This window comes from Ekhidna sp. (genome assembly GCF_965227465.1).
In the GTDB taxonomy this organism is placed as follows: domain Bacteria; phylum Bacteroidota; class Bacteroidia; order Cytophagales; family Cyclobacteriaceae; genus Ekhidna.
Genome location: NZ_OZ245746.1, coordinates 2,785,918 through 2,798,001, shown reverse-complemented (window position 1 = coordinate 2,798,001; position 12,084 = coordinate 2,785,918). Strand labels below are relative to the sequence as shown.

The 12,084-nt window shown below is 40.6% G+C and carries 12 protein-coding genes; all 12 read right to left on the bottom strand.

Features of this window, described 5'->3' with window-relative positions; translation table 11 throughout:
- Window positions 1–37: 37 nt before the first annotated feature.
- Window positions 38–1,651 carry a SulP family inorganic anion transporter gene (locus ACO05G_RS12180; RefSeq protein ID WP_348283731.1) on the bottom strand — a complete coding sequence of 538 codons (1,614 nt, stop codon included), beginning with the start codon at window positions 1,649–1,651 and terminating at the stop codon, window positions 38–40.
- A gap of 224 nt (window positions 1,652–1,875) precedes the next feature.
- Window positions 1,876–2,418, bottom strand: coding sequence for a hypothetical protein (locus ACO05G_RS12175; protein WP_348283730.1), 543 nt, complete (start codon window positions 2,416–2,418; stop codon window positions 1,876–1,878).
- Between the two features lie 147 nt (window positions 2,419–2,565).
- Window positions 2,566–3,045, bottom strand: coding sequence for a hypothetical protein (locus tag ACO05G_RS12170; RefSeq protein WP_421763032.1), 480 nt, complete (start codon window positions 3,043–3,045; stop codon window positions 2,566–2,568).
- A gap of 330 nt (window positions 3,046–3,375) precedes the next feature.
- A complete protein-coding gene (locus ACO05G_RS12165) occupies window positions 3,376–3,924 on the bottom strand; it encodes a hypothetical protein (RefSeq protein ID WP_421763031.1) in 549 nt (182 codons plus the stop codon).
- A 218-nt stretch (window positions 3,925–4,142) separates the two neighbouring features.
- Window positions 4,143–5,063: an AraC family transcriptional regulator gene (locus ACO05G_RS12160; protein WP_421763030.1), complete on the bottom strand. Its 921-nt coding sequence runs from the start codon at window positions 5,061–5,063 to the stop codon at window positions 4,143–4,145.
- A gap of 153 nt (window positions 5,064–5,216) precedes the next feature.
- Entirely contained in the window at window positions 5,217–6,005 is a 789-nt protein-coding gene (gene ispE, locus ACO05G_RS12155) for a 4-(cytidine 5'-diphospho)-2-C-methyl-D-erythritol kinase (RefSeq protein WP_421763029.1), read from the bottom strand.
- Between the two features lie 109 nt (window positions 6,006–6,114).
- The gene (locus tag ACO05G_RS12150; RefSeq protein ID WP_348283725.1) at window positions 6,115–6,927 is read right to left on the bottom strand and encodes an enoyl-ACP reductase FabI; all 813 of its coding nucleotides are present in this window, start codon (window positions 6,925–6,927) and stop codon (window positions 6,115–6,117) included.
- A 156-nt stretch (window positions 6,928–7,083) separates the two neighbouring features.
- The gene (recN, locus tag ACO05G_RS12145; protein ID WP_421763028.1) at window positions 7,084–8,754 is read right to left on the bottom strand and encodes a DNA repair protein RecN; all 1,671 of its coding nucleotides are present in this window, start codon (window positions 8,752–8,754) and stop codon (window positions 7,084–7,086) included.
- Window positions 8,755–8,780: 26 nt separating this feature from the next.
- Window positions 8,781–9,668, bottom strand: a complete 888-nt coding sequence (locus ACO05G_RS12140) for a DUF4835 family protein (protein ID WP_348283723.1) — start codon at window positions 9,666–9,668, stop codon at window positions 8,781–8,783.
- A gap of 6 nt (window positions 9,669–9,674) precedes the next feature.
- The gene (gene coaBC / locus ACO05G_RS12135) at window positions 9,675–10,865 is read right to left on the bottom strand and encodes a bifunctional phosphopantothenoylcysteine decarboxylase/phosphopantothenate--cysteine ligase CoaBC (RefSeq protein ID WP_421763027.1); all 1,191 of its coding nucleotides are present in this window, start codon (window positions 10,863–10,865) and stop codon (window positions 9,675–9,677) included.
- Window positions 10,866–10,875: 10 nt separating this feature from the next.
- Window positions 10,876–11,208 (bottom strand): DNA-directed RNA polymerase subunit omega, encoded by a 333-nt coding sequence (locus tag ACO05G_RS12130; RefSeq protein WP_348283721.1) that lies wholly within the window; start codon window positions 11,206–11,208, stop codon window positions 10,876–10,878.
- A 10-nt stretch (window positions 11,209–11,218) separates the two neighbouring features.
- Entirely contained in the window at window positions 11,219–12,025 is an 807-nt protein-coding gene (locus ACO05G_RS12125; protein ID WP_348283720.1) for an outer membrane protein assembly factor BamD, read from the bottom strand.
- Between the last annotated feature and the right edge of the window lie 59 nt (window positions 12,026–12,084).

The following is a 12,084-nucleotide window of genomic DNA, read 5'->3' as shown; positions in this document are numbered from 1 at the left end:
TACAGACGAAATTGCATCTTAGATAGTTACCAAAAGATCAAACTTCTTTGTCCATCAAATCAGTTACTACATGATAGCGAGGATCATCTATAGATGTTTCAATCATGTGTTCGAAATCAGGACTGGCCTTGAATAGGAGGGTCTTACACTCCGGGCTTAGGTGGACGAGCTTTACCTGCTTTCCATAATCCTTATATTTTTTTTCCAATGCGAATATGGCCTCAATACCGGAATGATCACTCACACGTGATTCCAGGAAATCAAGTTCAATGCTATCAGGGTCATTTGCCGGATCAAATTTGGAGTTGAAGGACTGAACAGATCCGAAAAACAATGGACCCCAGATTTCATACACTTTGGTACCATCATCTTTCATGGACTTGCGTGCACGAATCTTGGTTGCATTCTGCCATGCAAAAACGAGTGCTGACATAATTACACCAACAATTACTGCAATCGCCAGATCTTGCCATACTGTAACGGCGGAAACGGTTACTAATACAATGGCATCAGCCAAAGGAATTTTATTGATGATGCGAAAGCTACTCCAGGCAAATGTGCCAATGACCACCATAAACATCACGCCAACAAGTGCAGCAATCGGAATCTGCTCAATAAGTGGTGCCGCAAAAAGTATGAAACAGAGTAGTGCAAGTGCAGCAGTAATTCCGGATAATCTTCCTCTACCTCCCGAGCTAACGTTGATGATGGACTGACCAATCATGGCACAGCCTCCCATGCCGCCAAACATGCCATTAAGAATGTTTGCACCTCCCTGAGCGACACATTCACGGTTTCCGCTACCACGGGTTTCAGTCATCTCGTCAATCAGGTTGAGGGTCATCAATGACTCAATTAAACCAACAGCGGCGAGTAAAATTGCTGTTGAAATGATTAATCCCCAGTTTCCCTGAAGGGTATCAAATAATCCGAATATTTGCATTTGAAATGAAGGCAAACTGCCTTCTAGTCCGTTTCCTCCACCTTCTCTGATAAATGAACCTACGGTGCTTACATCCAGACCACCAAAAATGGTGATCGATGCGACTACAATGATTCCAACCAATGCAGCGGGTAGTTTTTTGGTGACTTTAGGCAGAAAGTACATAATTCCCATGGTAAGCCCCACCAAGGCGAGCATAATCAAAAGATCCTGTCCCTGCATCCATTGGTACTCACCATTGATACGTTCTTTGAATAGACCCAATTGGGATAGGAAGATGACAATGGCCAATCCATTCACGAACCCCATCATAACCGAGTGTGGAATAAGTCTTACAAACTTTCCAAGACGAAGCACCCCGGCTAAAATCTGAATACCACCAACCAATAAGAGGGTAATAAAAAGCCACTGTAGTCCGAGATTTTCTATCGGAGTGGTTAGTGCAGCTCCCACCTCATTTCCTTTTTGGATCATATGCACCATTACTACGGCCATGGCACCTGTCGCTCCTGAAATCATCCCGGGTCTTCCACCAAACATGGAGGTCACGATCCCCATCATGAATGCTCCATACAAACCAACCATGGGGTCAATGCCTGCAACGAATGCAAATGCAACTGCCTCTGGGACCAGTGCGAGTGCCACGGTAAGTCCGGAAAGGATGTCGTTTTTGGGATTGAAGGTGAAGTTTCGGAATAATCTTTTCATGGTCTTTCAAATGAGCGCGCAAAGATAGAATATTCGGGGAGGGGAAGTAACGGAGGCTTAATTATTTATCCGTAATCAGACCAATAGATGCTGTATGTCGATAAGCTTCCTCGAGTGTCACTCACCAGCAACATTGGTATCTAAGTTTTCAATAGTATGAATTCAATACCGTAAACAAAAAAAGCGCATTGAATGCGCTTACTTTCTAAAAGGATTTAAAAAATTTAGTTATCGCAAAAGTCGACTGCAAAAGTACCTTTTATCCAAAAGTTGCCATCTAATGTCGCATCGATCTTGCCAATCACATTTGTATCATTAATTGAAATGATCTCAATAAATCCATTATAGCCGTTGTAATTCTCAGTTGCACCAATCACGTGAAAGGTTACTCCCTGGTAATACCCAGCTTCCTCATCTGCGAATAAATCGTAGACACCTACCTCGGCTGGAGGTCTAAAAGAAACCGCATCCGTACTCCTAAATGTGAAATCACATACATCATTTGGATCATTTTTATCGAAGAGCTGAATAAACAGGTCTTGTGTGTCGTTAGCGTCATTACCAGTATCTGCTGCAATTTCTACGCTACCCCCTTTGGACTGAAATGAGACACCATTAATCATTCCATCAATGTCTGTCACAACTTCATCGGTTTCCTCATCAGGTATATTTTGTGTCGGATCAATGCTTTCATCTGTACATGAAGAAAGAATCGCTAATGCAAAAATTAAGTTAGCTCGGAGAAAGTTCTTGTAAATCTGTTTCATACTTAAACGTTTTGTTGAAAATGACCTACAATGGAGCAATTTTTATGCCGTAAAACGTTTTATGAAATGATATCAAGTGAGCTTTAGCATCTCTAACTTTTATTTTTACAATGATCCCAGAATAGGAAGCGACCGTTGGTATTTCGACTAAGTTTCGTGTTGAGAAACTTTAATAACTCTTTCGTTTTCAAAATAGATGTCAAGTACCGAAGGGTCGATGTTCATAATCCCTGGAACAAAACCGATTCCGTATGCCCAATGATTTTCATCATAGGTATAATCATAGTTGCCTAAAAGTTCAGTTACCTCGTCTTTGGTTAGTCCAATTAGAAGCTCTGATTCGATAATGTCTTCCGTTAGCTCGTAGCGTTCATATGGTTTTTGTTCCCAAGTTGTCTTGTCAAAAGTTCTATCTGGATAGTATGAAATGCTGAATATCCATATAAAAACAAAAGAAAAGTAGATTATCGGAACGAGCACAATTGTTCCAATCCATGGAACAATATTTCGCAGTTTATTATTTGATTTAAAGATTTTGTTGGTTAGCCATCTTATTAAAAAGAATGTTGGAATGACAAGAACCAAATTGATGATGAAAACCTCAATGCTAAATCCAAAAAATGCCATGGTTAAAATGAAGTGTTAGGAGTTGCAAGACTGTAGATTATTGATAACCCAACTATGAAGCTGCGGCCTTCGAGCTTAATTAATTGCGATGAAATTAGTGAAATCCTATGATTCATGACGGGTTGATAGCATGAAATGTGTTCTGAGAAGTCTGCCGATGCATTCAAAGTATCAGGTACGCACTTCACCATTCCAGATAAAAAACTCCCACTAGAATGAGAGGGTAGAAAGCACCTCAGGTTTTTGGCGGCAGATGAGCGGGATGTTCAGGAGACTCTTTGCAGGTGGCTAAGTAAGGCCATGCGCCATCATCGTATGTTATGGGCTTTTTTAGTCTTCTTCAAATTCCTCAAAGTTATCCAGTACTACGATTCGAGTGATTTTTAACTTCTTATGAAGTTCTTCGTCCAATGGATATTTAGGAAGCGTGGTATCTCTGGGAACTGCATATTCAATTCCAGGATATTCTGAATACCATTCAATAGCCTGTCCAGCGATGTACCAGTCAAGAGAATCATGAACTGCTTGAACATCGGCCATGGTTGATTCGTTAAGTGTTATCCCCTTGTCAGTAGTTCCTTTGAAAGGATAGAAAAATTCAATTGCAGATATAGTCTCCGATATTTTTGGTTCATAGTAGAATGAAAGCCCTAAATCATGATAGATCAATTCAGTGGAATAGCCATTATGATCAACCTTTTGAAAGTTGTCTCCTAGTTCTCTAATAATTTCAGATATTGAGGTTATACCGATTTGATAGTTGTCAAACCCCTTCCCATTGAGAATAAGTTTCTCTTGTTGTTGGTTCGTCTTGATTCCAAATGCGAATAAGAAAAGGACTAAAACTATGCCTGCTAATAAAGTGAAGTTGTATTTCATGAGTTGCGCAATTTCCCATAACGTTTTGTGTATGAAACGTAGCGTTTAAAAAGACACTAGTTTTCGTATAAACACAGAGCCGAATTTTTATATTTTGTTTTTATTTTTTCTATTCTTAAAAGCCAAATTTAAAAATTTGGCGGTCTTTGTAAACAAGCACAAACCTTTCGATTTGTACTTATTAGCTATGTTTTATACACCTTGTTGTACAGCGTTTTTTATTCAATTGGTATATACAAATCAACTATGAATTTATTTTCTGGATGTTCCCTAAAATCATTGTGATAAATTTCAAAAGGGTTTTCTGTACTTTTTTTGTATCCGTTTTCATTCATCCAAATAAAAAGACCTGTCCAAGATTTTTCAAATTCGTTAGATGTGATTTCAAAACGACCAACAATGCATTTTCCTTTATTAATAGTCAACTTATTAATCTCGCCTTCTACTTCAAATGGTTCATTCGTTATCAAAAATATGCTCATACGAACTTTGTCGGGTGCCGTAACTTTAATACTATCATAGAAAACTCTACCAATTTTAGCTTCAGGATTTTTTAATAGAGCTTTTGAATTTGCCCATTTTATAAGCTTTTCAAAGCCGTTTTCAACACCGTTTATTCCAATATGTGTGACTCCAGCAAGACTCAATTCAGGTGTCTCTTTAATTTCAATGTTTGCATTCATTTTTGTCCATTTTTTATGATTATTAACGATGCAAATATATTTTTCATAGTCGGGATACTCTTGACCATTCTTGCTTTCCAATTGACGAATCTTGCTAAATCTATTTGGATTTTGTTTCCTAAACTCTGTTGGATTTACTCCATAGTATTTTTTGAAAGCTCTAGTAAATGAAGAATTATCATTAAATCCACAGTTAGTTGATATTTCTGATATTCCAATGGTTTTATGCTTCAATTCCAAAGCAGACTTTTCTATTCTCCTTCTTGTTATATATTCATTCAAGGTTTCTTCTGTAATGAACTTAAATACTCTATGAAAGTGGTAAGGTGAGAAAAAGGCAATTTCCGAAACTGTGCTCAACGATAAATCCGACCCCAAGTTTTCGTCAATGAATTCAAAAACTCGGTTAATTCGATTTTTGTAATCGATTTCTATTTCTTTATCTAAAATTCTCATTTGTGGTCAAATGCTGTACAACTATAACGTAACACGCAAACTACTGAATTCCTTTTAAACAACGTGTCTGCAGCGTTTTCATTTGTTTTAAAACGTTTCATAGCCGTTTTTTATACGTATCACTTACGCCTATAAACGTTTATCAGACGCTTATTATAATTTGATCGATTTCCATTGATCGCTTTCTATCTCTTCTTCAAAGAGTCCATACACGGTACTGCCGCTACCGGTCATGGAGGCATAGCTAGCGCCTGCCTCGTACATCTCTTTTTTCAGTTGTTCAATTTCCGGATGATTGGGAAAAATGGAAGCTTCAAAGTCATTGAATAGCACCTCTTTCCACTCGTTTTTAGTCGTATGAATAAGGTCAGCGATGGGAGTGGGAGGTATCTGAGGTTTTACTCTGGCATATGCTTCCTGGGTAGAAACATGAATGCCCGGATTATGGATCGCTAAATAATATCCTGACAACTCAAGAGCTATCGGTTCTAGCTGCTCACCCCGACCCTTTGCCAGTGCTGGTTGGTTTTTGATGAAAAAGGGGCAGTCGCTTCCCAGCTGCAACGCATATGCTTCCAGTTGTGAGTGTGAAAGGCCAAGTTCAAAAAGATTGTTGAGCATTTTTAAGGTAAAGGCTCCATCAGCCGAGCCGCCCCCCAGACCAGCGCCCATTGGGATATTTTTCAGTAGGTGAATCTCTACTAGAGGGATGTCATGATCTGCCCGGATGAGTTCATAGGCTTTGATACAGAGATTGGAATTGGAATCCCCCGGGATGTCCAGCCCATAGCTGTAGAAACCAAAAGAGGCTGCCTCTATCACCTCCAGGCTGTCGTACCAGGGAATGGGATAAAAGCAGCTTTCAATGTTATGGTAGCCATCTTCCCGCTTGCTCACAATATTGAGTCCAAGATTGATTTTAGCGTTTGGGAAGGTGATCATAGTCGGTACTTTCTAGCATGTCATTCCGACGAAAGGAGGAATCTATACTACCAGAGAGATAGATCCTTCACTGCGTTCAGGATGACACTTTATTTATGCAGAGTTATTATTACTTACTCAGTTCCTCCACCATTGCCTCGGTAATCCCTGAACTGGAGAATCCACCATCATGCATCAGGTTTTGCATAGTAACCATGCGGGTAAGGTCGGAGAACATGGTAATGCAATAGTCAGCACAACTTTCTGCATCTGCATTTCCAAGCGGAGACATCTTATCAGCATAGTTAAAGAAAACATCAAAACCTGGAACACCCGATCCTGCAGTGGTCATGGTTGGAGACTGAGAGATGGTATTTACTCTGACGTTTTTGTCCCGACCCATTCGGTATCCATAGCTACGTGCGATTGATTCCAGAAGGGCCTTTGCTTGCGCCATGTCCGAGTAATCCGGGAACGTACGCTGAGCGGCAATGTAGGAAAGTCCAACAATGGAGCCCCACTCATTCATTGCATCCAGTTTTTCTGCCGTCTGCATCATCTTGTGAAACGAAAGCGCAGATACATCCAGTGTTTTTTGGAACCAATCGTAGTTCAGGTCACCGTAATCTTTTCCTTTTCGAACATTCGGACTCATGCCGATGGAGTGAAGCACGAAATCAATTTTTCCACCAAGAGCTTCAGTGGACTTGCTAAATAAGTTCTCTAGGTCTTCCATGGAGGTGGCATCTGCAGGGATGATTTCAGCGCCAACCTTTTCGGCCAGCTTGTTGATTTCGCCCATGCGCATGGCTATGGGAGCGTTGGTAAGCGTGAAAGTAGCTCCTTGTTCGTGGGCCTTTTCGGCCACTTTCCATGCAATTGAATTTTGGTCCAATGCTCCGGAGATAATTCCTCTTTTTCCTTTCAGTAGATTATGTGACATAGTATTTCTTTTTTCTATTCTTTCAATTAATCCCTAATTAACCCATTTTACTGAATCTACTCCCCCTTAACAAAGGGGGCTGGGGGGTTGTGTTTTTCTTCAAACTCTAAAATAAAACTTTCGATGGTTCTTAAGACATTTGACATGTGGTGTTTTTTAATTTGAGCGCTCGGGAGACATCTGCAACAACTCCTTCGCACTCTCCACCGCAGATGAACCGGGATTTTCTCCTCCAATCATCTTAGCAATCGCTGTAATGCGATCTTCATCAGCCAGGCGTTTGATTCTACTCACTGAACGATGAGAGGTATGATCTTTATAAACGAAGTAATGCGCATCACCACCAGCCGCAAACTGCGGCAAATGACTGATGCTGATCACCTGATGGTTTTTTGCCATGTGCTTCATCATACGGATCATCTGAAGAGCTACCTCACCAGACACCCCTGTATCTATTTCATCAAAAATGATGGTCGGCATAGCTGTCTTATCCGCGATCAGGTATTTCACCGCAAATATTAATCGGGAGAATTCTCCACCGGACGCTACCTCTTTGAGTTCTTGAGGTTTGATCCCTTTATTGGCACTAAACAGCATCTCAATGAGATCTAGTCCGTTTGTGGATGGTTCAGATGCGTTGACTTTGATTTCTACGGTTCCATTCTCAATACCAATTTGATGAATGATTTTCTCGATTTCATCTGCGAAATTCAGTGCACTCAGCTTTCTGGATTCAGACAGCTTACTTCCTTTGTCCCGCATTTCTTTTTCAGTAGATGCTAATTCCTTTTTCGCTTGAGTTATTTCATTGTCCAGATTGGCAACCTTGCTCAGGCTTTCGTCCAGTTCATCTCGAATAGCAACCAGTTCGGCCACAGTCAGCACATTGTGTTTTTTCTGAAGTCGAAAAAGTAAATCCAGCCGGTCTTTAAGTTTCTGAATTTTTTCCGGGTCATGCTCAACCTTCTCCTGCAATCGCTGCATCTCGTTAGCAACGTCAGCCAATTCAATGGAAGTACTCTCCAGCCTGTTGCTCAGCTCTTCGAGTTCCTTTGAAAAAGATGCAATGGAGTTGATCTGTGATTTAGCTTCAGTTAGTTGTTGTAAAACGGCAACCTCAGATTCATCTATCAAATGAATGGTTTGCGAGAGCTTAAGTTTAATGTCTTCGGCGTTTTCCAATACTTCCAGCTCATTTTCTAACTCCTCTTGATTGAGGTCATCAAGATCTGCTTCTTGAAGTTCATTTAGCAAAAATTGCTTGTAGTCGGCATCCTCTGCACTTTGTGCAGCCAGGGATTCCAATTTGTCCAGCTGTTTTTTGGCAATTGAAAATGCCTGGTATGATTCTTTATATGCATAGATCAATTCCGGGTGAGCGGCGAATGCATCCAATGCATTTAGCTGATAGGTATTGTTTCCTAATTGAAGCGATTCATGCTGAGAGTGCACATCCATCAGTTTTTCACCAATGGCTTTCAAAGTACTTAGGTTGGTGGGTGTGTCGTTTACGAATGCACGTGATTTACCTGATGGGCTGATTTCCCTGCGTATAACACACTCAGCTTCATAATCCAGGTCTTCTTCCTGAAAGATTTTTTGAAGTGCGTAGGAGGAAATATCAAAGATTCCTTCCACGATACACTTTTGATTCTCATCCAGTAATACTTTGGTGTCGGCGCGTTTCCCGAGGAGTAATCCTACTGCACCCAGCATGATTGACTTACCAGCACCTGTCTCTCCTGTAATAATATTTAGTTGCGGAGATGGAGACATCTCCAACTCCTGGATGAGGGCATAATTCTTTATCTGAAGCGACTTGATCATAAGTGTGGTCGCAAAGATATCAGAGACTATTGAATCAAGGCCTTATATTCATCGGTTCTTGATGGATCAATGTTGCTAAGCAGGTTGTAGGCCTGTCTGCGAGTGGCCAGACTTGATTCTGAGAAAATTTGCTGCAACTCGCCAGACTTAGCATCCATAAAACTGATTGTCAGGATTGAGCGTGGACGCGCTCGATTTGCTTTTTGAATTTCTGAAAGTGCAGCAAGAATGTTTTTTTCCGCTTGCTCACGATCTTCTGCCATGATATCAAGCCCATTCCTGTGGTAGGTGTATAGCGCTTTGCGGATAGGCTCCAATTGTGGATTTTGCACATTTTCTACCAACCAATACCGATTTCTGACACTATTGAACTGTTGCCAGCCGGTGTAGTTAGTTTGCTGTGCATTGTTTACAATTTTAAAGGCATTCTGAAAATGAGGACTGCCACCTAGCTCGGAAAAAGTATCGTAATCAAAACCTATAACCATGTAGGCATAATAGGCAAGCATGGATGTGATGTTACTTGTAAAGGTGTTTTCGTTGAATCGAAGTGGTTGAGACTGTACATATTCGAAATCCCAATCCCGATCTGCAAAATTCATAATGACTGACTCATATCCGGTTCCATAAACTGGACGGCTGGAAAGTACCTGGACGGAGGCTTTAAAAACTCCTACGCTAGGCATTTCCGTCATGGTGATAACCAAATTACAGTTGATGACTTCTTCTTCCTGAAATTCATCATTTGTCCACTTGGTGGTATTTAGAAATTGGGCAAACTCTGTTTCCATCTCCGTGAAGATGGCCCGTTCGGTGGTTTGGATTTGCTGAGCATTGACAATGACTCGGCAGTTGAGCTCTTGCGAAAAACCAATTGATGAGAATAGAATGAAAAGAATGCCTAAATATTTCACTTGATCTTATTTGAGATTTTTTATGACATAATCAACAATATCTTCTGCCACATCAGTCTTAGACTTCAACTCGAAATCCTGCTTGTTATTGTTCGCATCATAGAAGGTGACCTTGTTGGTGTCCTGCTGAAAACCGGCACCTTTATCATTTAATGAATTCAGAACAATGAGGTCGAAGTTTTTCTTCTTCAATTTCTCCTTTGCATTGACCTCTTCATTATGGGTCTCCAGAGCAAACCCGATATGGAATTGCTTTTTCTTTTTCTTTCCGAGCTCGGCAGCAATATCTGGGTTCTTTATCAGGTTGATCTGGAAGGTGTCTTCACTTTTTTTGATCTTTTCTTTAGCCGGGCTTTCCGGACGATAATCCGAGACGGCAGCCGAAAAAACCACAATATCTGCGTTTGAATAAGCGGTATCAGCTTGTTCCAGCATTTCCACTGCCGAATTTACGCTTATGACCTTCCCATGGTTTGGAGTATATGTGGCTGGACCGGAAATCATGGTTACCTCAGCTCCGGCGTTTTTAAAAGCATCGGCAATAGCAGTACCCATTTTGCCAGTAGAGTGGTTGCCAATGAACCGTACAGGATCAATTGCTTCGAAGGTAGGACCGGAGGTGATGAGAACTTTCTTTCCTTTAAGCCTTAAGCTTTTAGCGAACTTTTTTTTTATGATATCCAGGAGCTCTTCTGGCTCAGCCATTCTGCCCTGGCCGGATAGCCCACTGGCTAACTCACCATCTCTAGCGTCAATGACTTCATTGCCATATGATTGCAACTTTCTCAGATTTTCCTGAGTTGAAGGATGCTGATACATGTCCAGATCCATGGCAGGAGCCACTATGACCGGGCATTTAGCTGAAAGGTAAGTGGCTAATAAAAGGTTATCGCAGATTCCATTGGCCATTTTCCCTAAGGTATTGGCGCTAAGGGGAGCCACCATCATTAAATCAGCCCACATGCCTAGTTCCACATGATTGTGCCATTCGCCGGATTTTTTGTCAAAATATTCGGAGTAAACAGGATTTTTTGAAAGGGTCGCTAGTGTAAGCGGTGTGATAAAGTCCTTGGCACTGTTGGTCATGATGACTTTGACTTCCGCGCCTTCTTTTTTAAGTAGGCGCACAAAAAAAGCGGTTTTATAGGCCGCTATAGACCCACAAACCGCTAATAATATTTTTTTACCCGCCAACATGGCGACTAATTTATGCTAAATCCGAACCAGAGTTGTCTTCTTCTTCAGGTAATCTGAAATTAAGTTCTCCATTCAAGAATTCTTCAATTGCTGAAGTAGTTGGCTTTGGCATTCTTTCGTAGAACTTAGAAATTTCGATTTGTTCTCTGTTTTCGAAGATTTCTTCCAAATTATCTACAGAAGAAGCAAATTCAGCAAGCTTGGAGTTAAGCTCTTCTTTTTGATTTGCGCTGATTTGTCTCGCTCGTTTAGCGATAATGACCAAAGATTCATACAAATTGCCTGTCGGCTCAAGGATGTCTTGATTGTCTCTGGTTATTATTGATGGGTTTACGTGCTGCATTTCGCTCTTTTTAATTTGAATCCGCAAATTTAGTGATTTCTTCAATGCTTTCAGCATAAAACTTCTCAGCATCTTTTAAAAATTTGCTGTTAGGGTATTTATCAATAAAAGCCAGGTAATGATCGATGGTGCTTCTGAATCTTTCTTCCTGTTTGGAGCGGATACTTTCGGTAGCTAAATCATAAGAAGTTTCTATTCGGAGGAAAGCAACTTCCTCATTGTAATTAGAGTCTGGAAAGTCATCGGCAAAGTTGTCATAGACCACAAGTGCAGACTTATACCTTCTAAGCTTGTAGTAGAGTTTACATTGCTCATAGGCTTTCTTTTCCAGTTTCTGCTGCATAGAATCAATGATCCGATCCGCTTCAGGTGCATATTCAGAAGATGGATATCTGTTCAGGAATTTTTGCATCGCAGCAATTGCCTCAAATGTTATGGTTTGATCCAGCTCATAATCAGGGGATTGTAGGTATAACGAGTAGGCATGCCTATAAACTGCCTCCATTACGTACTCCGACCGACCATAAATTTTGACAAACTCATCGAAATGATGCGCACTCAAAATGTATTGTTTCTGATAGTAATAACTATAGGCCAGGTAAAAATTCCCTAACTCAGCCTCTGCGGTACCTCTTATGATTGGTAAAATGTCTTCAAGAAGGATGATCGTTCTGTGGTAATCCTCATTTTCATAATATTCAAGAGCCGCCTCATATTTTACTTTCCAATCTCCGCTTTTTTGAATCTTGCGAAACTTACTACAGCCAACTATTGTAACAGCCAATATCAACAAGAATAGAATTCGAATTTCCCTCATAATTTTTTTATCGGTCGGCAAAACTAGTGACTAATACCCTAAACAGAAATATGCCTTAG